Source organism: Sphingomonas sp. JC676 (assembly GCF_014489075.1).
Taxonomy (GTDB): Bacteria; Pseudomonadota; Alphaproteobacteria; order Sphingomonadales; family Sphingomonadaceae; genus Sphingomonas.
In genome coordinates this window covers 1,283,267-1,304,916 of the sequence record NZ_JACTGR010000001.1, presented here as the reverse complement: position 1 = coordinate 1,304,916, position 21,650 = coordinate 1,283,267, and the positions used below count along the sequence as shown (strand labels likewise).

General features: G+C 66.7%; 21 protein-coding genes and 1 tRNA gene. 10 read left to right on the top strand and 12 right to left on the bottom strand.

Features of this window, described 5'->3' with window-relative positions; all coding sequences use genetic code 11:
- Nucleotides 1–448: 448 nt before the first annotated feature.
- From IAG41_RS06185 to moaA, 3 genes are all read right to left on the bottom strand, one after another.
- Nucleotides 449–523: transfer RNA gene (locus tag IAG41_RS06185), tRNA-Asn, on the bottom strand.
- A 74-nt stretch (nt 524–597) separates the two neighbouring features.
- Nucleotides 598–1,368 (bottom strand): NAD kinase, encoded by a 771-nt coding sequence (locus IAG41_RS06180; protein ID WP_187727634.1) that lies wholly within the window; start codon nt 1,366–1,368, stop codon nt 598–600.
- Nucleotides 1,365–2,378 (bottom strand): GTP 3',8-cyclase MoaA, encoded by a 1,014-nt coding sequence (moaA, locus tag IAG41_RS06175; RefSeq protein WP_187727633.1) that lies wholly within the window; start codon nt 2,376–2,378, stop codon nt 1,365–1,367. Before moaA ends, IAG41_RS06180 begins: the two co-directional genes overlap by 4 nt.
- A 79-nt stretch (nt 2,379–2,457) precedes the next feature.
- Between moaA and IAG41_RS06170 the strand changes: the two genes are divergently transcribed.
- The 3 genes from IAG41_RS06170 (at nt 2,458) to IAG41_RS06160 (ending at nt 5,466) form a co-directional block, all read left to right on the top strand.
- The gene (locus IAG41_RS06170) at nt 2,458–4,446 is read left to right on the top strand and encodes a bifunctional diguanylate cyclase/phosphodiesterase (RefSeq protein ID WP_187727914.1); all 1,989 of its coding nucleotides are present in this window, start codon (nt 2,458–2,460) and stop codon (nt 4,444–4,446) included.
- The gene (locus tag IAG41_RS06165) at nt 4,443–4,862 is read left to right on the top strand and encodes a hypothetical protein (RefSeq protein WP_187727632.1); all 420 of its coding nucleotides are present in this window, start codon (nt 4,443–4,445) and stop codon (nt 4,860–4,862) included. Before IAG41_RS06170 ends, IAG41_RS06165 begins: the two co-directional genes overlap by 4 nt.
- 208 nt (nt 4,863–5,070) lie before the next feature.
- Nucleotides 5,071–5,466: a nuclear transport factor 2 family protein gene (locus tag IAG41_RS06160; protein WP_187727631.1), complete on the top strand. Its 396-nt coding sequence runs from the start codon at nt 5,071–5,073 to the stop codon at nt 5,464–5,466.
- A gap of 25 nt (nt 5,467–5,491) precedes the next feature.
- Here the strand turns inward: IAG41_RS06160 and IAG41_RS06155 are convergent, their stop codons facing one another.
- From IAG41_RS06155 to IAG41_RS06145, 3 genes are read right to left on the bottom strand one after another with little or no spacing between them, the layout of a single operon-like run.
- On the bottom strand, nt 5,492–6,040 hold the full coding sequence (locus IAG41_RS06155; RefSeq protein WP_187727630.1) for a DNA-3-methyladenine glycosylase: 549 nt from the start codon (nt 6,038–6,040) through the stop codon (nt 5,492–5,494).
- 5 nt (nt 6,041–6,045) lie between these two features.
- A complete protein-coding gene (gene mfd, locus IAG41_RS06150) occupies nt 6,046–9,501 on the bottom strand; it encodes a transcription-repair coupling factor (RefSeq protein WP_187727629.1) in 3,456 nt (1,151 codons plus the stop codon).
- Nucleotides 9,502–9,768 carry a succinate dehydrogenase assembly factor 2 gene (locus tag IAG41_RS06145; RefSeq protein WP_187727628.1) on the bottom strand — a complete coding sequence of 89 codons (267 nt, stop codon included), beginning with the start codon at nt 9,766–9,768 and terminating at the stop codon, nt 9,502–9,504.
- Between the two features lie 71 nt (nt 9,769–9,839).
- On the opposite strand from IAG41_RS06145, the gene recG reads away from it, so the two are divergent.
- Nucleotides 9,840–11,891, top strand: a complete 2,052-nt coding sequence (recG, locus tag IAG41_RS06140; RefSeq protein ID WP_187727627.1) for an ATP-dependent DNA helicase RecG — start codon at nt 9,840–9,842, stop codon at nt 11,889–11,891.
- 4 nt (nt 11,892–11,895) lie between these two features.
- On the opposite strand, the gene IAG41_RS06135 is transcribed toward recG, so the two are convergent.
- From IAG41_RS06135 to tyrS, 3 genes are all read right to left on the bottom strand, one after another.
- A complete protein-coding gene (locus IAG41_RS06135) occupies nt 11,896–12,093 on the bottom strand; it encodes a hypothetical protein (RefSeq protein ID WP_187727626.1) in 198 nt (65 codons plus the stop codon).
- Between the two features lie 51 nt (nt 12,094–12,144).
- The gene (locus IAG41_RS06130) at nt 12,145–12,468 is read right to left on the bottom strand and encodes a PilZ domain-containing protein (RefSeq protein WP_316251089.1); all 324 of its coding nucleotides are present in this window, start codon (nt 12,466–12,468) and stop codon (nt 12,145–12,147) included.
- An 88-nt stretch (nt 12,469–12,556) separates the two neighbouring features.
- Entirely contained in the window at nt 12,557–13,786 is a 1,230-nt protein-coding gene (tyrS, locus tag IAG41_RS06125) for a tyrosine--tRNA ligase (protein ID WP_187727625.1), read from the bottom strand.
- 103 nt (nt 13,787–13,889) lie between these two features.
- Here tyrS and IAG41_RS06120 point away from each other — a divergent pair, with 103 nt between their 5' ends.
- The 3 genes from IAG41_RS06120 to IAG41_RS06110 all read left to right on the top strand — a co-directional run bounded on the left by IAG41_RS06120 (nt 13,890) and on the right by IAG41_RS06110 (nt 16,314).
- Nucleotides 13,890–14,456, top strand: coding sequence for a DOMON-like domain-containing protein (locus IAG41_RS06120; RefSeq protein ID WP_262408467.1), 567 nt, complete (start codon nt 13,890–13,892; stop codon nt 14,454–14,456).
- A gap of 111 nt (nt 14,457–14,567) precedes the next feature.
- Complete coding sequence (locus tag IAG41_RS06115; RefSeq protein ID WP_187727624.1) at nt 14,568–14,972, top strand: energy transducer TonB; 405 nt, start codon at nt 14,568–14,570, stop codon at nt 14,970–14,972.
- A gap of 145 nt (nt 14,973–15,117) precedes the next feature.
- On the top strand, nt 15,118–16,314 hold the full coding sequence (locus IAG41_RS06110; protein WP_187727623.1) for an exo-beta-N-acetylmuramidase NamZ domain-containing protein: 1,197 nt from the start codon (nt 15,118–15,120) through the stop codon (nt 16,312–16,314).
- 15 nt (nt 16,315–16,329) lie between these two features.
- Here the strand turns inward: IAG41_RS06110 and IAG41_RS06105 are convergent, their stop codons facing one another.
- Nucleotides 16,330–17,148: a hypothetical protein gene (locus tag IAG41_RS06105; protein WP_187727622.1), complete on the bottom strand. Its 819-nt coding sequence runs from the start codon at nt 17,146–17,148 to the stop codon at nt 16,330–16,332.
- Between the two features lie 141 nt (nt 17,149–17,289).
- Here IAG41_RS06105 and IAG41_RS06100 point away from each other — a divergent pair, with 141 nt between their 5' ends.
- From IAG41_RS06100 to IAG41_RS06090, 3 genes are read left to right on the top strand one after another with little or no spacing between them, the layout of a single operon-like run.
- Complete coding sequence (locus tag IAG41_RS06100) at nt 17,290–18,465, top strand: hypothetical protein (RefSeq protein WP_187727621.1); 1,176 nt, start codon at nt 17,290–17,292, stop codon at nt 18,463–18,465.
- Nucleotides 18,466–18,500: 35 nt separating this feature from the next.
- Nucleotides 18,501–19,559: a DUF2336 domain-containing protein gene (locus tag IAG41_RS06095; protein WP_187727620.1), complete on the top strand. Its 1,059-nt coding sequence runs from the start codon at nt 18,501–18,503 to the stop codon at nt 19,557–19,559.
- A complete protein-coding gene (locus tag IAG41_RS06090; protein ID WP_410468065.1) occupies nt 19,556–20,950 on the top strand; it encodes an ATP-binding protein in 1,395 nt (464 codons plus the stop codon). Before IAG41_RS06095 ends, IAG41_RS06090 begins: the two co-directional genes overlap by 4 nt.
- Before the next feature lie 42 nt (nt 20,951–20,992).
- Here IAG41_RS06090 and IAG41_RS06085 read toward each other — a convergent pair whose 3' ends face one another.
- Together IAG41_RS06085 and IAG41_RS06080 are read right to left on the bottom strand one after the other, a co-directional pair.
- Nucleotides 20,993–21,274, bottom strand: coding sequence for a hypothetical protein (locus tag IAG41_RS06085; RefSeq protein ID WP_187727619.1), 282 nt, complete (start codon nt 21,272–21,274; stop codon nt 20,993–20,995).
- 89 nt (nt 21,275–21,363) lie between these two features.
- The gene (locus IAG41_RS06080) at nt 21,364–21,567 is read right to left on the bottom strand and encodes a hypothetical protein (RefSeq protein WP_187727618.1); all 204 of its coding nucleotides are present in this window, start codon (nt 21,565–21,567) and stop codon (nt 21,364–21,366) included.
- Between the last annotated feature and the right edge of the window lie 83 nt (nt 21,568–21,650).

Here is a 21,650-nt window from a genome sequence, read left to right as displayed (position 1 = left end):
CAGGGATCGGCGGCGTGATGCGAAGAATGCAAACCTCGAGCATGCATTTTCATCTCTCCTATTGCTGTCGCGGCTGGCCGAAACTGTCTGGGGTCCAGCACCAAGGCTGGAGTGCCGGGCGATCGCGCGCCTCGAACGCCACCGAATAGGCAAATGCCATTCGCTGTCCCCTCCTCTGCATCGCCGTTGCCCACTTTCCGTGATGCGGCTTATCGCTTGGACATGAGTCCAAGCTGGTATGATAAGATCATAATCATACCTGGACTGTCAATTCAGCCTTTCGCAGGTTTCGAAGCGCGACGCGGCATGGGTTTGGCCATGCTTTGAGGGGCATGTCGGCGGTTGTGCTGAAGCTGGTGGCTCGGGCCGGTCCCGCTCTCGCCGGACCGCAGGCTCGTGGAGCCGTGCACGACAGACTGCAAGGACAGGAAACAGTCTGGCAGGAGACTGGCTCCCCGGGCCTGATTCGAACAGGCGACCATTCGATTAACAGTCGAACGCTCTACCGCTGAGCTACCGGGGAAAACCGTCTTGTAGCGGCCGGGGCCGCTGCGGAGGCGCGCCTATAGCAGCGGGTTTTCAGGCTTTGCAAGGCCTTCAGGCGATGAATTGTTCCATCGTTATGCGATCGTCGAGCGCATGCTCCGGATCGAAGAGCAAAGTGAGGTCGCGATTATGGTCGATCTCGACATAGACCTCGGCGACTTCGCGCACCTCGCGCTGATCGGCGACGGCGCTGACCGGGCGCTTGTCGGCTTCTAGGACGCGCAGGCCGATGCGAGTTTTCTCAGGCAGGATCGCGCCGCGCCAACGCCGCGGACGGAACGGGCTGATCGGCGTGAGCGCGAGCAGCGCCGACCCGAGCGGCAGGATCGGACCCTGGGCGGAGAGATTATACGCGGTCGATCCCGCCGCGGTGGCGACGAGGATGCCGTCGCATACCAGTTCGGGCAGCACGACCCGGTCGTTTACGGTCACTTCGAGCTTCGCGGTCTGGCGGGTCTCGCGCAGCAGCGAGACTTCGTTGATCGCGGGGAGCACGCACTGCTCGCCGTCCACCGTGGTGGCGGTCATGCTTAGTGGCGCAACCCGGAAAGGCTTGGCGCGGGCGAGACGCTGTTCGAGCCCCTCGAGCGCCCAGTCGTTCATCAGGAAGCCGATCGTGCCCAGGTTCATGCCGAACACGGGAACGATGCGACGGCGCTCGAGCATTGCATGGAGCGTCTGGAGCATGAAGCCGTCACCGCCGAGTGCAACGACCTGCTCGGCCTGGTCGAGCGGCACCCAGTCATAAGCCTGACGCAGCTCCTCGACCGCGATCTGGGCCGGAGCAGTGGGCGATGCGAGCAGCGCGCGGGGAATCGTCATCCGCCGGTGACACTCATGTGGCGAGAGACGGCAGGCGCGGCGCCGCGGACGATGTGGAAATCATGCGCCGCGGGCTTCTCGTCCAGCGCCTGGTCGATGCGCAGATCGACCAGGGTAAGGCCGCCGGTGCGGATCGCCGCCTTGAGATCGACCGACTGCTCATGGCCCAGGCACATGTGGAGGCGGCCGTCAGTGGAGAGGCGGACGCGATTGCACGTCGCGCAGAAATTGCCGGTGAGAGGCGAGATCAGGCCGAGCCGCGTGCCGGTGCCGGCGACGCGCCAGTAGCGCGCAGGGCCGCCGCTGTCATGGGTATCGTGCAGCAGATCGAATTCCCTGCGCAAGGCGTCCATCACCTGCGTGAGCGGCAGGAAACGATCTGCACGGTCTTCATCGATCGTGCCGAGCGGCATTGTCTCGATCAGCGAGAGATCCATGCCTTCGGCGATCGCCCAGGCGAGCATCGGCGCGAATTCGCGATCATTGAGCCCCTTCAGCGCGACCATGTTGATCTTGACCGCAATGCCTGCGGCCCGGGCGGCGGCGATGCCGTCCAGCACCTTCGCCACCTCGCCATGACGGGTGATGTAGCGGAAGGTCTCGGGGTCGCGGCTGTCTAGGCTGACATTGACCCGGCGGACGCCGGCATCGAACAAGGCTTCGGCATGCTCGGCCAGGCGGGTGCCATTGGTAGTGAGTGTGAGCTCGTCGAGCGCGGTGCCGATATGGCGGCCGAGGCGCCGGGCGAGATCCAGCATGTCGCGCCGGACCAGCGGCTCGCCGCCGGTCAGCCGGATCTTCCGCACCCCGCGCGCGATGAAGCGCTCGGCGATCAATGCGATCTCCTCAAGGCTGAGCACTGCGTCCTTCGGCAGGAACGTCATCTTTTCGGACATGCAATAGCGGCACCGGAGATCGCACCGGTCCGTCACCGAGATGCGCAAATAGCGGATCGCGCGACCGTGGCGATCCACCAGAGCTTGCGGTGCAAAGGCGGGAGCACTGGCCATGCAGCTTGGGTAAGCACTCGCGGCGATGCAAACAACCCTTGCGATGGCGGATCGCCACGCTACCGGCTATCGATCTGCGATGGATGATGAGTTCGCGATAATTCAGACCAACGCTGCGGCGCCCGAAACGCCGGTGTTCGTGCTGTCCTTCCGCCAGCGCGACGAAGTGGCGGCGGCAGCGGCGGGCGGCGGCTGGCGAGTCGTGGCGGCGCGGCGAAGCGAGGGGCTGGAGACCCGCTTTCTGGCCAGCGGCGCGGCGGTGGCGGTGATCGACGCGCGCGGCGCGATGACCGACGGGCTCGATGCCGCCAAGATCCTGGGCCCGACCATCCAGGCGCACGGCGCAGCGATGCTGATCCTCGTCTCGCAGAGCGACACGGTGCATATGCAGCGCTTCTACGATGCCGGCGCGACGCATTTCCTGGGCAGCCCGATGTCCTCCGCGGCGATGGCGCATGCGATCCGCTTCGCGCAGCGCCATGTCGAGCGGCTGGCCAGCTGGCTGGGGCAGGGGACCGGCAGCACCGAACCGCTGGGCTGGCGCTACGATCGCGACATGGGTTCGCTCGAAATGACGCCGGCGCTCGCGGCGATGCTCGACTTGCCCGAGGCGCCAGGCATTCGGGCAATGTTCTCGCGGTTGGTCCCCGGGGACCGGAAACTGGCGCGTGCCGCGCTCAAGCGGCTCGACGGGGAAGGGGGATCGACGGCGTTCGCGCACGACATGCCCGGCATGGGCCGCGTGGTGCAGCACCTCCAATATGATCCGGAGACCGGACGGCTCGACGCATTGGTCGAGGCGCTGGGAATGGCCCCCGATGCGGGCGCGGCGGTGCGCGATGCGCTGACTGGCGCGCGGGACGGCCCGAGCGCGCGGCGCTGGGTCGATCGGCGGCTGGAAGAGGGGAATTCGATCGGGCTGATCCTGATCGGGCTCACCCGCTTCGACACGGTCAACACAGCTTATGGCCGCGCCGCGGGCGACGAACTGCTCCGCGGTGTATCGCGACGCGTGGCGGAAGTGGTGCGCGAGACGCTGGGCAAGGATGCGATCGTCGCACGCATCGGCGGATCGGATTTCCTGGCGGCGAGCCTCGATCCCGGCCGCAGGGCGCTGACGGAGACTGCGGATCGTCTGAAGGAGGCACTGGCGCGGCCTTTCGTGGCGGGCGGCGAGCTCGCCCATCTCGGCGCCAAGCTGGTGACGGCGGAGAGCGAGGCGGCGGACACGGCGGGGACCCTGCTGCGCCGGGCGAGCGAAGCGCTGCTCGGCGATGGGCCGGTGAGCGCGCATAGCGGACCATCGATCGAGGCGCTGGTCGGCGATCTGCGCAAGGGCATCGAGCGCGGCGAGATCGGCGTGCTGTTCCAGCCGCAGGTGGCGATCGCGACGGGCCAGATCATCGGCGTCGAGGCGCTCGCCCGGTGGCAGCACCCACAATATGGCGAGGTCGGCGCCGAGCCTTTATTCACCGCCGCCGAACGCGCGGGGCTGGAAAGCCTACTCAGCGACCATGTCCAGAAGCGCGCGCTGACGGTGGCGGCGCTCTGGCCGCAAACATTGGGCAAGCTCAGGCTCTCGATCAACGTGACCGCGGCCGATGTCGGGCGGCCGGGCTTTGCCGACAGCCTGTTGGGGCGGATCGACGCCAGCGGCTTTCCGCGAGCGCGGCTGACGATCGAGATCACCGAGAGCGGAATCATGGCGGATCTGAGCGAGGCGGCGCGGCTCCTGTCCGAGCTGCGCACCGCCGGATGCCGGGTGGCGATCGACGATTTCGGCACGGGCTATTCGAGCCTTGCCTATCTCAAGGCGCTGCCGCTCGACTATCTCAAGATCGACAAGAAATTGAGCCAGGACATCACCGGCTCGCACCGCGACCGGATCGTGGTGCGCGGGGTGATCGACATGGCGCGCTCGCTGGGGCTCTCGGTGGTGGCCGAGGGGGTCGAGACCGAGACCCAGCTCGACATGCTCGCCAAGGAAGGCTGCCAGTATTTCCAGGGGTTTCTATGCTCGGGGCCGATCGACGTGCCCGCGCTGGCGACGCTGGCGCGCGACTGGTGAGCGGCGACGGGCGCGACGTTTCCGGCGTCTGGTACGGACGCTGGAGCTCGACCGATCCCTTTGTCGATCCCAACAGCTTCATCGCGGTGCTGGAGGAAATGGGTGGCGCGGTGGACGGCAGCATCAGCGAGACCGATCCCGAGGCGCCGGAACCGCTCCGCGCGACGGTGAGCGGCGCGCGCACGGGTGCGCAGATCCACTGGATCAAGCAATATGAGGGGCGCTGGACCCACGCCGTCTACTATGCCGGCACGGTCAACGACGACGCGACCGAGATCAGCGGCGGCTGGCGGCTCGATCAGTGGAGCGGCAGCTTTGCGATGCGGCGCGAGAAATTCTCGATCGAGGAGCTGGAGGCGGATCGGGAGATCGTGCTGGTGATCGGGCCAGGCGGCGATTCGGGGTTGGAGCGGTAACTGGCTACCCGAGGTTGACACGGTTGACACCTGCTATGTCGAAAATCCTGGGTCCCCGATGGAGGACTGCCCCGGGTAAAGCCGGCGATGAGAAAGAGCCCGGAAGGCTTCGCAGCTCAAATCCTACATTTCAATTCGAGGCGCTGGCGAAATCCTGCATTGCGAGACGTACGGCTCGAAATTGCCAAGGCGCAGATGGGAGATCGAGATGGATGACCAAATTGTGCGACCGGCGCTGGAGCACCATTGGGCCGCTTCGGACGCCGGAGACTTCGAGGCCGAACATGAAATCTACTGCGAAGACGCTGTGCTGGATTACCCGCAATCGGGCGAACGTATCCGCGGCCGGCGCAATATCCAGGAAAGTCGATACGCCCAGCCAAACAAGAAGCGGTTTGCGATTCGGCGGATCATTGGCGGAGGCGATCTGTGGATCACGGAATTCGTACTCAGCTATGACGGCGTGCCATCCTATGCGGTGAGCATCATGGAGTTCTGCGAAGGACAGGTATTCCATGAGACGCAATATTTTGCCGATCGGTTCGAGCCGGCCCCTTCGCGCGCCCATCTTGTCGAACGCATGGGCGACACCGCGCCACCCTAGGTTCATCGCCGGGAAGCGTTCCAAACTACCGTCGACTGAGAAAGCGTGATCCGTCGAGGCAGAAGCGCCACGGTGTCTCCACGCCTTTGCTGATCCCGATCCGCGGACCGGCGCTGATCATTGGAGTCCGTTCGGCGGGTGATAGCGCAAAGGGCGGCTCGTCGAGCGATCGTCCGTCGAGTCCGATATCTATGCCAAGCGCCTGGCAGAGGCGGCCAGGGCCTGCGCACAGTCGACGGACGTCAGCCACGCCGCGACGTTCGATCATGCGGTCCAGGCCGGCGACCGGTTCCAACGCGCGGATCAGCACGCCGCTTCCCGTGGTGCAGACGAAGTTCAGGCACCAGTGAATGCCGTAGCTTCGATAGACATAGGCGTGACCGGGCGGTCCGAACATGCTGGCATTGCGGGCGGTGCGGCCGCGGAAGCAATGGGATGCCGGGTCGTTCGAATCATAAGCTTCGGTCTCGACGATCATGCCGCCGACATCGTCGACCAGAAGGTTCGTCCCGATCAGCGCACGGGCGACCGTCTCGACCTCGCGTGCGAAGAAGCCGGCCGGCAGTCGCCCCATGACCGCTAGCCCGCCGCCTTGGCCAGACCCCGCGACAATTGCAGCGCGCCGTGCAGTCGCGCCTTGGGGTTCGCCCAGACGCGATTGATGACGAGCTTCATGTCGGGGCGCAGGCGCGCGGTGCCGTCGAGCTTGTCGACATAAGCGAGCAGGCCGGCGACGTTCGGGAACTTGTCGTCGTGGAAGGTGACGAGCGCGCCCTTGGGGCCGACGTCCAGCTTGGCGATGCACGCGGTCTTGGCGTTGAGCTTTGCCTCGATCAGCTGGAGGAGATTGTCGGTCGGCTCGGGCAGCTTGCCGAAGCGGTCGATCATCTCGGCGGCGAAGCTCTCGATCCCGGCCTTGTCCTCGACCTCGTTGAGGCGACGATACAGGCCCATGCGCAGATCGAGATCGGGGACATAATCCTCCGGGATCATGATCGGTGCATCGACCGTGATCTGCGGCGACAGGTCGCGTGGGCGCTCGTCGCGCAGGCCGCCGGCGCGGGCGTCGAGGATCGCCTCCTCCAGCATCGCCTGGTAGAGTTCGTAGCCGACTTCCTTGATGTGCCCGGACTGCTCGTCTCCGAGCAGGTTGCCCGCGCCGCGGATGTCGAGATCGTGGCTGGCGAGCTGGAAGCCGGCGCCCAGCGATTCGAGATCGGACAGGACCTTGAGGCGCTTGTCGGCAGCCTCGGTCATCAGCCGCTCGGGCGGGGTGGTGAGATAGGCATAAGCGCGGGTCTTGGAGCGCCCGACGCGGCCGCGGATCTGGTAGAGCTGGGCGAGACCGAACTTGTCGGCGCGGTTGACGACCAGCGTGTTGGCGCTGGGTATGTCGAGGCCGCTCTCGATGATCGTAGTCGAGACGAGCAGGTCGTAGCGGCGGTCGTAGAAGGCGGACATGCGCTCCTCGACCTCGGTCGGCGCCATCTGGCCGTGGGCGACGACATAGGTGATCTCGGGCACGTCCTCGCGCAGGAACTTCTCGATATCGGGTAGATCAGCGATGCGCGGGGTGACGAAATAGGCCTGGCCACCGCGATAATGTTCGCGGAGCAGCGCCTCGCGCAGCACGACCGGGTCCCAGGGCATGACATAGGTGCGCACTGCCAGGCGATCGACCGGGGGGGTCTGGATGACGGACAACTCGCGCAGGCCCGACATCGCCATCTGGAGCGTACGTGGGATCGGCGTGGCGGTTAGGGTAAGGACGTGGACGTCCGCCTTCATCGCCTTGAGCCGTTCCTTGTGGGTTACGCCGAAACGCTGTTCCTCGTCGACGATGACGAGGCCGAGGCGCTTGAACTCGACGCTCTTGGACAGCATCGCGTGGGTGCCGATGACGATATCGATCGTGCCGTTGGTGAGGCCTTCCTTGGTCGCCTTGGCCTCGGCGGCGGGAACGAGGCGCGAGAGGCGGCCGATATTGAGCGGGAAGCCTTGGAAACGCTCGAGGAAGTTGCGGTGATGCTGCCGCGCGAGGAGTGTCGTCGGGCAGACGACCGCGACCTGGAGGCCACTCATTGCGGCGACGAAGGCGGCGCGCAACGCGACCTCGGTCTTGCCGAAGCCGACATCGCCGACGATGAGCCGGTCCATCGGGCGGCCGGCCGCGAGATCGCCTAGCACGTCGCCGATCGCGCGGTCCTGGTCGTCGGTTTCCTCATAGGGGAAGCGATCAACAAAGGCGGGATAGCTGCCATGATCGGGTTCGATGACTTCGCCGGGGCGCACCGCGCGATGGGCAGCGGTGGCGATGAGCTCGCCCGCGATCTCGCGGATGCGATCCTTCATCCGCGACTTGCGGCGCTGCCAGCCTTCGCCGCCCAATTTGTCGAGCGTCGCACCTTCCTCGCCCGCGCCATAACGGCTGAGGACCTCGAGATTCTCGACGGGGACGTAGAGCTTGTCGCCACCGGCGTAGCTGAGGGCAACGCAATCGTGCGGGGCCCTCTGAACCGGGATCTGGGTCAGCCCTTCGTAGCGGCCGATGCCGTGATCGACATGGACGACGAGATCGCCGGGGGAGAGCGTGGCGAGTTCGTTGAGGAACGCGTCGGTCGATTTGCGACGCTTGGCACGGCGGATGAGGCGGTCGCCGAGCATATCCTGCTCGGTGAGGACGACCACGTCGGGCGCGCTGAAGCCGTGGTCGAGCGGGAGGACGGTGAGCGCGACGCCCTTGTCCGCCGCGCCGAGCGCTTCTTGCCAGGTGTCAGCGTTGCGGGCGCCTTTCAGGCCATGATCGCCGAGCAGACCGGCGAGACGATCGCGCGCGCCGGCGGAATAGCTGGCGAGGATCGCCTTGCGGCCCTGCTTCTTCGCCTTGGCGAGGAAATCGACCACGGCTTCGTAGACATTGGCGCTGGCGGCGCGCTCGGGCGCGAAGTCGCGCGGGCCGTCGACGTTGAATTCGAGGACGGTCCGGGATTCGGGCTCGTGGAAGGGCGTCGCGGTGTGGACCGGGCCGTGGTCGAGCTTTTGCGCCCATTCCTCGGCGGTCAGGTAAAGCGCGGCGGCGTCGAGCGGGCGATAGCTGCCTGGCGCGGAGGATTCAGCGCGGACGCGGTTTTCCTGATAGTCGGCGATCGCCTCGAAGCGCTGCTCGGCCGCGCCGGTAGCGGCCGAATCACGGACGATGACGGCGCCGTCGGGCAGGTGATCGAACAGAGTCTCCAGCCGTTCCTCGAACAGCGGGAGCCAATGCTCCATGCCGGCGAGGCGGCGGCCGTCGCTGATCGCCTGATAGAGCGGGTCGCCGGTGGCGGTGGCGCCGAACTTTTCCCGATACCGCGTGCGGAAGCGCTTGATCGACTCCTCGTCGAGCAGGGTTTCGGAGGCCGGGAGCAGGGTGAAGCCGTCGATGCGGCCGGTGGTGCGCTGGTCCTCGGGCGAGAAGGTGCGGACGCTCTCGATCTCGTCGCCGAAGAAATCGAGGCGGAGCGGCTGCTCGGATCCGCTCGGGAAGAGATCGACAAGGCCACCGCGCACCGCGAATTCGCCGGCGTCGTTGACCGTATCGAGCCGGACATAGCCGTTGGCCTGGAGCAGGGTGGTCAGGCGATCGAGGCTGATCCGCTCGCCAGGGGCGAGCCGCGCGACGAACTGGCGGACGCGGAAGGGGGTGAGGGTGCGCTGGGTGGCGGCGTTGACGGTGGTGACGAGCAGGCGCGGCCTGCCGGGCTTGGCCTGGAGCGCGTGGAGCGTGCCGAGACGCTCGGACATAGTACGCAAGGTCGGGCTGGCGCGGTCATAGGGAAGGCAGTCCCAGGCGGGGAAGCTCAGGATCTCCAGCTCGGGTGCGAAGAACGGCGCGGTGGACGCGACCGCGCGCATCGCCGCCTCGTCGGGCGCGACGAACACGGTCATGCCGGCGGCGCGCGCGAGATCGGCCAGCATCCAGGGCAGGAAGCCAGTAGGTGCGCCGGCCAGCGTCAGCGGGCGCGTGGCGGAAAGGATGGTTTTCAGATCGGGCATTCAGCGGGAAATCGGCACGTAGGTGAGGGTCTGGAGGTCGTTGATCAGGCTGCCGGCATAGCGCGCGGGTACGGGCTCCGTTCCCATCGCCCAGGCCATGATGTCGACGTCCTGCTCCTCGAGCAGCACTTCGAACAGCGCAATCTCCTCGACGTTCCAGCCAGCTGAATAGCGATCGAAGAAACCGCCGATCAGCAGGTCGGCCTCCTTGACGCCGCGATGCCAGGCACGGAAGCGCAGGCGCTTGAGGCGGTGTTCGCGATCCATAGGGCTCCAACGCGAATTGGCCGACAGCGCTGGAATGCGCGGTCGGCTTGGGTGTAGGGCGGGAGATAGACATGCGGCCCGACATTCTCAATCCACTGTTTGCCGAGATCACGGCGCTGAAGGGCATCGGCCCGGCGCTCGCCAAGCCGCTGGAGCGGCTGGGGCTGGCGCGTGCCGTGGATGTCGCGTTCCACTTGCCGACGGGTTTCATCGACCGGCTGCCGCGGGACGAGCTGATGGCGGCAGATGTAGGGCAGGTGATCACGATCCCACTGACTCCCATGAACTATCGCTTCGGCGGCAGTGCGCGGGCGCCGGCGCGAGTGCAGGCGGTGGATGCGAAGGGCAATTATGTCAGCCTCGTCTTCTTCGGCGGCAATTCAGGCTGGGCGAAGAAGCTGCTGCCGCTGAACGAGACGCGCTGGGTATCCGGGCGGCTCGACCAGTACGGACAGGAATTGCAGATCGTCCATCCGGAGGTTTCCGAGGAATCAGAGGCTGGCGGGCGCGAGGCGGTCTATCCCTGCTCCGAGGGGATCACCTCGAAGCGGATCGCGGCGATGGCGGCACAGGCGCTCGAGCGCGCGCCGGAGCTGCCCGAGTGGATCGAACCGAGCCTGAAGGCGCAGCACGATTGGCCCGATTGGCGCGAGGCGCTGGAACGCATCCACGCCGACCCCGCGGACGCCAAGGCGCGCGAGCGGCTGGCCTATGACGAGGTGTTCGCCAACCAGCTGGCCTTGCTGCTGGTGCGCGGCGAGGCGCGGTCCAAGCGGGGCCGACCGCTGCAGGGCGACGGACGGCTGCGAGATGCACTGACCTTGCCCTATGCGCCCACCGGCGCACAGGCACGGACGATCCACGAGATCGAGGGCGACCTGACGCAGACCCAGCCGATGTTGCGGCTGCTGCAGGGCGATGTCGGATCGGGCAAGACGCTGGTGGCGACGATGGCGCTGCTGATCGCCGCCGAGGCCGGAGCGCAGGGCGCGCTGCTGGCACCGACCGAGATATTGGCGCGGCAGCATTTCGAGACGCTCAACCGACTTCTTTCGGGCATCGGGGTGCGGGTCGCGATCCTGACCGGGCGTGACAAGGGGCGGGTGCGCGAGGCGACGCTGATGGGGCTCGCCGTGGGCGAGATCGACATCTTGATCGGCACGCATGCGATCTTCCAGGAAGGCGTGACCTATCGCGACCTGGGGCTGGTGGTGGTCGACGAGCAGCACCGCTTCGGTGTGGCGCAGCGGATGATGCTTCAAGCGAAAGCGGAACGCCCGCCGCATCTGCTGGTGATGACCGCGACGCCGATCCCGCGCACGCTCACCCTCGCCCAATATGGCGAGATGGACGTCAGCCGGCTCGACGAGATGCCGCCGGGGCGCCAGCCGATCGAGACGAGCGTGATCTCGGAGGAGCGGTTGCCCGAGATCGTCGACGCGCTCGGGCGGCATCTGGCAGGCGGGGGACAGGCCTATTGGGTATGCCCGCTGGTCGAGGAGAGCGAGAAGAGCGATCTCGCCGCCGCCGAGGCACGGGCGGAATCGCTGCGGGCGCGGTTCGGCGACAAGGTCGGGCTCGTCCACGGCCGGATGAAGGGTCCCGAGAAGGATGCGGTGATGGCGCGGTTCGCCGCAGGCGAGTTGGGCGTGCTAGTTGCGACGACGGTGATCGAGGTGGGCGTCGACGTGCCCAATGCGACGCTGATCGTGATCGAGCATGCCGACCGGTTCGGGCTGGCGCAGCTCCATCAGTTGCGGGGTCGCGTGGGGCGGGGGAGCGGGCGATCGGTGTGCATCCTGCTCCGCGGCGGCCAATTGAGCGAGACCTCGCGGGCGCGGCTGGCGCTGATGCGCGAGACCAATGACGGGTTCCGGATCGCCGAGGAGGATCTGCGGCTGCGCGGAGCGGGCGAGCTGCTGGGCACGCGGCAATCGGGCGACATGCAATTCCGGTTGGCGTCGCCCGAGATGCTTGGCGGGCTGCTGCCACCGGCGAACGGCGATGCGCGGCTGCTGATCGACCGCGACGGCGGACTGAAGGGCGAGCGGGGGCAGGCGGCGCGGATCGCGCTCTATCTGTTCGAGCGGGACGCGGCGGTGGGGCTGCTCAGGGCCGGGTGACGGCTCAGTCGGCAGGCGCCGAGGCGGGCAACGTTATCGTCACGCGGCTCTCAACCGGCGTCAGCATCAGGGTCATGCCGAACAGAAAGCCGAAGGCGCTCCAGACATAGCGCTTCCGACGGAAGTCCACGACTGCCTGGACGATGCAGCAGATCGCCAGGGTGCAGCCTAACAGAGCCACCCAGGCCGGTTGCTCGCTCATGCCGGGCGCTTTGCGTCATTGCCTCGACAACGGCAATGGTGTGCGCACCCTTTAGTTCGCGCGGACCATCGTGGCGATCAGCTCGTAATAGCTTGCCAGGTCGATCGCGCGCTCGAACTGGGCGCCGATGCGGCCGCCCAGCGACCAGCGCACCTCGGCGATTACCACGCCGACCTTGGGCAGCTGGACGCGGATACGATCGCCGACCTCGAAGACCGCCTCGCAGCGGGCCATCATGCCGTGCGGTGAGACGTTGACGATCAGGAAGGTCAGCTGGCGGGCGTCGGGACCGAAGGCGCGGGCGCGGTAATGGACTTCGTCGCGATCGACGCTCCTATTGTCCGCAAAAGCCAGATTCCCGTAACCGAAACTCACACGCGCCTCATTCAAATACCTTGAGGTACGACGAAATGGATACCCGGCTCGTGTGAATCCCGGCCCAACGAAGCTACTTAACGCGCGTTTACGACCCCGGTGTCAGGATACCATGATGCTTCTTCCCCGCCGAGACTCGGACCGGCGCGGATATGGTTAACAACTGCGCTTCGTCATCGACTTTTTCATTGTCGACGCGGGCGCCGCCGCCTTTGATCAGCCGGCGTGCCTCGCCCTTGGAGGCGCAAAATCCCAGGTTCACCAGCGCGTCGACGATGGTGATGCTGCCGCCTTCGACGACGAAGGTCGGGAGCGCATCGCCGGCGCCTCCCTCCTCAAAGGTGCGGCGCGCGGTCTCGGCGGCTTCCTCGGCGGCGGCGCGGCCACGGCACAGCGCGGTCGCCTCGTCGGCGAGGATCTTCTTGGCCTCGTTGATCCCGGCGCCCTCAAGGCCTTCGAGACGCGTGATCTCGTCAAGCGGCAAATCGGTGAACAGCCGCAGGAAGCGGCCCACGTCGCGATCGTCGGTGTTCCGCCAGAACTGCCAGTACTCGTAATGCGAGAGCTGGTCCTCATGGAGCCAGATCGCGCCGTTGACCGACTTGCCCATCTTCGAGCCGTCGGCCTTGGTGATCAGCGGCGTGGTGACGCCGAAAACCTCTTCGCTGTCGATCCGGCGGGTGAGCTCGACGCCGTTGACGATATTGCCCCACTGGTCCGATCCGCCCATCTGGAGGCGGCACTTCGAACGGCGGGAAAGCTCCAGGAAATCATAGGCCTGGAGGATCATGTAGTTGAATTCGAGGAAGGTCAGCGGCTGTTCGCGATCGAGGCGGAGCTTGACCGAATCGAAGGTGAGCATCCGGTTGATCGTGAAGTGCCGGCCGACGTCGCGCAGGAACGGGATATATTCGAGCTTGTCGAGCCAATCGGCGTTGTTGACAAGGATCGCATCGGTCGGGCCGTCGCCGAACGTCAGGAAGCGCTCGAAGATGCGGCGGATCGAGGCGATGTTCGCCGCGATGCCGTCATCGTCGAGCAGCTTGCGGATCTCATCTTTACCCGAGGGATCGCCCACCTTGGTAGTGCCGCCGCCCATCAGGACGATCGGCTTGTGCCCGGCCTGTTGCAGGCGACGGAGCAGCATGACCGAAACCAGATTGCCGACATGGAGCGACGACGCTGTGGCGTCGAAGCCGACATAAGCGGGGATGACCTGCTCGCTTGCGAGGGCGTCGAGGCCGGCCGCATCGGTGACCTGGTGGATATAGCCGCGCGCAAAGAGCGAGGTCAGGAGATCGGACTTGTGTTCGGTCATGATGGTGGCCGCATAGCCAAAGCAGGGCCGCGCGTCATCCCCGCGGGCGGGCGAAAGCTGAGGGCTTGGCCGCGTTCGGGAAGTGGAGCAGACGAAACCTCCATTGGACACGAACCGGATTCGTATGATCCTCAGATTGATCTGCCACCCTGACACTCCGCCGCGTGCCGTATCGGCGATCGAAGTGGAGATCACCGCTACCGATTGGCGCGACGCGCTGATCGAATATGTCGTCCACGACGCCGACATGCTGGTGGTGCCGGAACCCGCGACGCCGACACGTGCCGACGGGTTGTGGCAAACGACTTGTTTCGAGCTCTTCGTTCGCCCGGAGGGAGCGGAAGGCTATTTTGAATTCAATTTCTCGCCGTCCAGCCAATGGGCGGCCTACAGCTTCGCCGCGCATCGCACCGGGCGGCAGAACCTGGAGGTCTCCGTCGAGCCGCACATCGGAGCCGTGCGGACGGAAGCGGGATTCAAACTGGAGGTGGATGTCGATTTCTCGGAGCTCGCGAACCGAATCTGCACGGCCAATCTGACGGCGGTGATCGAGGAGGCGGACGGCACCAAATCCTATTGGGCGCTCGCGCATCCTCCCGGCGAGCCCAACTTCCATGATCCCGCTTGCTTCACGCTGGAACTGCCAGCAGCACGGCCTAACCAGCCGTGAGTCCGTCTTAATTCCCGCTGGATCGTTCGGCCCGGCTGCGGCATTCCAGGCGGCATGGAGGCTGGAGCGCCAGAATCCTGGAGTCGATTGCGAGGCGCGCCGCCGCTGCTCATGCCCGCGCCGGCTCCGATCGTCACGGCGCCGCTCCCCGAGCAGGGGAGCAATATTCTTTCCGGCAAGGCGCCCGTCACCGCCCCGGGGAGTGACACGCGCGGGCAGGGCAGCGGCACAGCTGCTGCGGGGAACGGCTCCGGCGAGGGTGGAGACACGCCGTTGCGGCTGATCGAGGGCGCCATCCGCGATGCGGACTATCCGCGCGCCGCCGCGCGTGTCGGTGCTTCCGGCACCGTCTATCTCCGTTTCATCGTGGACGTACGCGGGCGGGTGACCGACTGCACCGTGACGCGATCGAGCGGCCATGCCGCACTGGACAACGCGACCTGCCGGCTGATCCGCAAGCGCTTCGCTATATCCCGAGCAAGGACGCGCAGGGGCGCCCCTATGCCGACGTCGTGACCGGCAGGCAGGTCTGGATGATCCCGGATCGGTCGGGCCGGAGCAGGCAGCACACCGGTGCTTCGACCGAGGAATAGGCGGCAGGTATCGCATCGCGCGACGATCCGGCTTGCGTCGCGCGGCATCTGGCGGCACCTCGACGCCCATGAAATTCGGTATCGACCGGCTGATCGCCGACCCTGAACTCCGCAAGCCATTGGAAGGCAAGCGCGTCGCGCTGCTGGCGCATCCGGCCTCGGTCACCGCGGATCTGACCCATTCGCTCGACGCGCTGGTCGCGACTGGGCTCAATGTGTCGGCATTGTTCGGGCCGCAGCACGGCGTGCGCGGCGACCTGCAGGACAATATGATGGAGTCGCCCGACTTCACCGATCCGACCTATGGCATGCCGGTGTTCAGCCTGTACGGCGAAGTGCGGCGGCCGACCGGGCAATCGATGGGCACGTTCGATGTCATTCTGATTGATCTTCAGGATGTTGGCTGCCGTATCTACACTTTCGTGACAACATTGCTCTATGTGCTCGAAGCCGCGGCGTCACATGGCAAGCAGGTCTGGGTGCTCGACCGCCCCAATCCCGCGGGACGTCCGGTGGAAGGGCTGACGCTGCTGCCCGGCTGGGAGAGCTTTGTCGGCGCCGGGCCGATGCCGATGCGGCACGGGATGACGCTGGGCGAGATGGGCCAGTGGTTCATCGAGCATTTCGGGCTGAACGTCGACTATCGCGTGATCGAGATGGAGGGCTGGCAGCCGGGGGACGGTCCGGGCTTCGGCTGGCCGCCCGAGCGCGTGTGGATCAATCCGAGCCCCAATGCCGCCAACGTCAACATGGCGCGGGCCTATGCCGGTACGGTGATGCTGGAGGGGACGACCCTGTCCGAGGGGCGGGGGACGACGCGGCCGCTCGAGCTGTTCGGCGCGCCGGACATGGACGCCAAACGGGTCATTGCGGAAATGCGCGCGCTGGCGCCGGAATGGCTTGCCGGCTGCACGCTTCGAGACATGTGGTTCCAGCCGACCTTCCACAAGCATGTCGGCCGGCTCTGCTCGGGCGTGTTCCTCCATGCCGAGGGACAGGGATACGACCATCAGGCGTTCAAGCCGTGGCGGCTCCAGGCGCTGGGCTTCAAGGCGATCCGGCGGCTCTATCCCGACTATGACCTCTGGCGCGACTTCCCGTACGAATATGTGTTCGACAGACTGGCGATCGATGTGATCAACGGCGGCCCGGGGCTGCGCGAATGGGTGGACGATGCCGGGGCGGTGCCTGCTGACCTCAACGCGGTGACGCTGCCCGACGAGGCGGCGTGGGAAGATACCCGGCGGAACTTCCTGCTCTACTGAACCCGGCGATCCGACTCAGGCGAGATCGCTCGCTCCCAGCAGGGCAAGGGCAGTCCTGCGCCACCAGTCGGTTCCCCAGAGCAGGTGCATCGTCACCGCCGGAATGAGCGTGACCGCGAACCAGACCAGGTAAGCGCGGTGGATGCGCCTCAGGCGGAAGACATCCCAGAGGAACAGCGGCGCGATCACCAGCAGCGGCCAGAGCTCGACGGTCAGCGCCGAGCCTGGAAAACTGCTCGGCAGCCACTCGATCCGATCGGTCGCGGCGGGCAGCGCCGCGGCGGTGGCGAGGAACATCAATCTCTTGTGCAACTCGGTATCGAACCGGCGGGCGCGTAGGCCGATCGCCACGAGGATTGCGAAGACGATGCCGATCCGGATCTGGATCAGCATGATGTTCATGACCCTGGGAAGTTTTTCCTGCAGCCGGGCGGCGACTTCGGGAGGCCCATGGCGGATGCCGTCGATGAGCTGCCCGTCCATCGCGGGAATGAGCAGGAAACCCGCGACGACGATCGCCGGCGCCAGCACCACCGCGAGCAGGCCGAGCTGCTTGTGGATCGCGCGACGGCCCGTTGCCATCAATGTCGCCTGTGTGAGCAGCAGCAATAGCCAGCTTCCCATCAGCACGGCATGGACGTGGAGAATGGGCGGGAAAGGCGGTCGCCTGCCCGCCGCGACATCCCCCATTTTGCCGATCGAATCCGGGACGAACCCCGCAAAGACGGTGACAATGAACAGCCCCGCCATGAACACGTAGATCCAGCGACTGACGAAGGCGACGAAATCCCCGCCACAGCCCTTGAGTGTGGTGTCGTCCGCTGTAGTTGCCATAACTCGGTCTCCCCATCCGATTTACCGCAGGCCCAATTATTATCATGAATGTGCAGATAAGAAAATGCGGGGCCGTGCCAATTTGGAAAGATGGACTGCAGGGATTTGCCTCCTCGCGCCATTCATCCTAACCCCGCCGCCATGCTTGCAGGCCTGATTTTCGCCATCGAGGAAGCCACTGACCGCCCGGGTTCGCTCGTCGCGACGCTGCCTTTTGGCGGCATGACGCTGCTCGAATACCAGATACGGCTGCTCAACGGCGCCGGCGCCCAGCAGATCCTGGTCGCGGTGGGCAAGATGACGCCCGGGCTGCTGGCGGCGGTCAACCGCGCATCGAAGCGTGCCGCGACGGTCGAGATCGTGCGATCGGCCGAGGAAGCGGCGGAGAAGGCCGATCCCGACGCGCGCGTGCTGGTGCTCGCCGACGGGCTGGTGACGACCGATCCGGTGGTGGACCGGATGGCGGCGGATGGCCCCGAGGCACTGCTCGTCACCGACGATGCCGGATCGCCCGCTGCGATCGAGCGGCTCGACATGAAGGATTGCTGGGCTGGGATCGCCCGCATCTCGCCCTCGCAGCTCGCGCAGATCGCGCAGATGCCCGAGGATTACGACTTCCAGTCGGCGCTGCTCCGCGTCGCCGCGCAATCGGGGGCCGAGCATGTACCGCTCGCCAAGGGCTGGCTGCGCGGCGGACATGCGGTGGAACGCAGCGTGGATGGGCTTGCCTCGCGCAACGCCAGCGTGCTGGCCGCGCTTACCGAACGGCTTCCCGGCTGGTCCGACCGCTGGATCTTCACGCGCGGCGCGAGAATGGTGCTTCCCGAGCTCGTCTCGCGCGGGGTGCCTGGGTTCGTCGCGACGCTGACCGGCGGCCTGTTCGGCCTGGGCGCGCTGGCGGGCATCTGGTTCGGCTGGAGCGGGGTAGGGCTGGTCGGCTCGCTGGTGGCGACGGCATCGCTGGCATCTGGCGCGGCGATGTCCGCGCTGCGCGGCGAGGAAAAGCGGGCGCGGCGGGTCGAGGCCGGGATATTCCTGCTGTTCGCGGCAGTCACGCTGCTCGGCGGCTGGACCGAGTTCCGGTTGCTCGGGACGGCGACGCCGCTGGTGCTGGCGCTGATCGCAGTCGCTTCGCAATTGCTGGTCGAGCGCGCCTCGTCGCTGCATCGGCGCTGGTGGGCGAGCCCCTCGGCGCACCTGCTGCTGCTGACGCCGTTCGCGCTGGCCGGCTATGTCGAATATGGTCTGGGCGCGGTGGCGCTCTATGCCTTCGCCACGCTGGCGGCGGCGGTTGAGGCGACGCGCGAAAAGCCTTAGTCTCGTCTTAACGACGCTTCCGCTAATCGAGGTCCATGTCGGACAATCCCGTCGACATGCGCGGTGGCTCCCCCATCGACGCAACCGAGTTGCTCGCGCGTGCGGCGGCTGCGGAGCTCTGCGTCCAGCGGGGATTGCAGAGGACGGTCGACGATTTCTTCCTGCCCGAGGACGCCCGGCTCGACGAACGCACCCGCTCGGCGCTGTCCGAGCTGCTGCGCGGTCTGATAGACGCGGTGGAGCGCCAGATCCGGCGTCATGGCGGCGATCTGGCCCCCGATCCGGTGTTTGCACGGCTGATGCGATCGGGGCTGCTGCGCGATCCCGAGCTGATGGCCGAGCTGGTCGGGCGCGTCCGCCAGGAGCTGCTGGGGCACGAACTGCCCGCGCATGCGCCCGACGATCCCGAGCGGCCGAGCCTGATCAACCGATTCGTCGATCACCCCGATCGCGTGGTCGCGGCGAGCGCGATGGCGCTGCTGATTGCTGAAAGTCGACGCCGGACCAGTCCCGAAGCGGGACAGTTCATCCAGACCGACCTGCCCGCCGAGCTGCACCACCGTCTCGTCTGGTGGGTCGCGGCAGCGCTCCGCGAGGAGAGCGGCGATCCGACCGCCGCGCTGGACTACGCGCTGTCCGAGGCGGCGATGCGCAGCCTCGCGGCCTATGACGAGGGCGACCGGCTCGAGACTTCGGCGATGCGCTTTGCCCTGGCGGTCAATCCGCAGCGCGGCGAGCTTTCGGACCTGCTCGTCGAGGCGCTGGGCGACCGGCGCATCGTGCTGTTCATCGCGCTGCTCGGCCATGCGCTGGGCGTCGACTATGCGATCGCGCGCGAGATGGTGCTCGACACCGGCGGCGAGCGGCTCTGGCTGGCGTTGCGCGCGCTGGAGATGCCGCGCGCGGCGGTGGCCCAGGTGGGCTATGCGCTGTGCGAGGCCGATCCGCGGCGCGATCTGGAGAGCTTTGCAGAACTGCTCGACGCGATCGCGTCGATCGAACCGATCCAGGCGCGCGCGGCGCTGACGCCGCTCCGGCTCCATCCCGATTATCGCGCGGCCCTGCTGGCGCTCCGGCGTGGAGACGTGAAGTGAACGCGCACGACCTCAGCATGCCGCTGGCCATCGGCAGGCTCGATTCGGGCGGGCGGCTGATCGATGCCGAGCCGCTGCTGATGGAGCTCAACCAGCGGGCGGGCGGCAGTCAGGGCGCGGCGCTGGCGGTGCCGCAGGTCGCGGCGCTGGCACGGCTGGCGCAACGGCTGGGGATCGCGATCTCGCGCAACGTGATCGCCGCCGATGGCGACGACGATATCGAGCTCTGGGTGCGCGCCGAACCAGAAATGGGCGGTCTGCGACTCGAAGTGAGCGGCTGGCGCCCGCGCCCGGCATGGCGGGCAACGGCGAGCGATCCCGAGCGCGACGGCGACTTCTTCCGCTCCGCCGCCGATTGGCTGTGGGAGACCGATGCCTCGTTGCGCATCACCTTCCTCTCGATCGAGGCGGGCGAGCGCTATGGATTCGACTCGGGCGAAATGCTGGGGCAGCCGCTGACCCGGCTGTTCGCGCTAGAGCATGACGAGACGGGCAACCTCCCGATCCTGAACGCAGTGACCGCGCAGGCACGGTTCGACGGGCAGAAGGCGGAATTGCGCGGCACCGGGCGCCTGGTCCGCCTCGCCGCGACGCCGCGCACCGATCCGGGCGGGCGCTTCGCTGGGTTCGTCGGGGCGGCGCACATGATCGACGAGGCGCCGCCGCCGCCGGTGCTCGACGCGCCGGTGCCGGGCCCCGCTGCGCCGTTCGGGGGCTTCCCCGATTCGTTCAGCCAGCGGCTCGACCGGGCGCTGCGCGGACCACTCAGCAAGATCATCGCCAATGCCGACTCGATCAGCGCCGAGACCGAGGGGCCGCTCAAGACCGACTACGCGGAGTATGCCGCGGACATCGCCAATGCGGGGCGGCATCTGCTCGGGCTGGTCGAGGATCTGGTCGATCTCCAGGCGGTGGAGCGCGACGATTTCGCGCCGCTCCAGGAACCGGTTGACCTAGCCGATGTCGCGCGCCGCGCGGCGGGGCTGCTGACGGTGCGCGCCAACCAGGCCGACGTGCGGATCGACAAGTCGGCGCTGGACGAGGAAATGCCGGTCACCGGCGAGTTCCGCCGGGCGCTGCAGGTGCTGGTCAATCTGATCGGCAATGCCGTGCGTTATTCGCCGCCGGGCGGGATGGTGTGGCTGCGGCTCGAGCGCGACGGCGACATGGGCTGCGTGATCGTCGCCGATCAGGGCAAGGGCATTGCCCAGGAAGACCAGGCGCGGATCTTCGAGAAGTTCGGCCGAGTCGATGCCAGCGAGCCGGGGGGCTCGGGATTGGGACTCTATATCTCGCGGCGGCTGGCGCGGGCGATGGGCGGCGACCTGCTGGTCGACAGCGCGCCGGGCATGGGTGCGCGGTTCGTGTTCACCTTGCCGATGCGCGGCTGAGGGCGGCGCCCGCCCGCGAGGGACGGACGCCTGACCCTGAATTTAACGGCAGACGCGGACGCGATAGCCGCGATGCCACTCGTTCCAGCAGCTGCGGTGATGACGGCCGCGATTATAATAGCGGCGGTCCCAACCGCGATGATAGCCGCGATCCCAGCCGCGGCGATGCCCGCGATCCCAGCGATCGTGACGGTCGTGGCGGTCACCGCGATACTCACGGTCCTGGCGGTCGCCGCGATAACGCTGGGCGTCGGCCGGTGCGGCGGCGGCGATGGTGGCGACGGCGATGCCCGCCGCGGCGATGATCTTGGTAAGGGTCTTCATATCTGCTTCCTCTCTTTTTGCCCGCTGACCAGAGGAATACGCTGCAGAAGCGTTCGCGTTGCTGAATCGGTCGTTGGGGAAGGTTCAGGTTAGGACCGCGTGCCGCCGAATCGCGCCAGAAGAATCAGAACCGCGCCAATCGCGGCGATCACGGCGCCGCGAAATATCCAGGTACGGCTGTCGATCATGAAGCTTTCCGCTGGCCAGCGGATCACGCCGAGGCCCTGGAGCAGGAACAGCGCGCCGAAGGCCAGGAGGAGGATGCCGGCGGCAGTTGCGAGCGTGCGGACCAATGGACGACTCCTCTCGGGTGGTAAGGGAGCGTAACCTCTCCGGCCGTGTGTGCCAAAGCTGGACCGTTCCAGAGTTGTTCCAT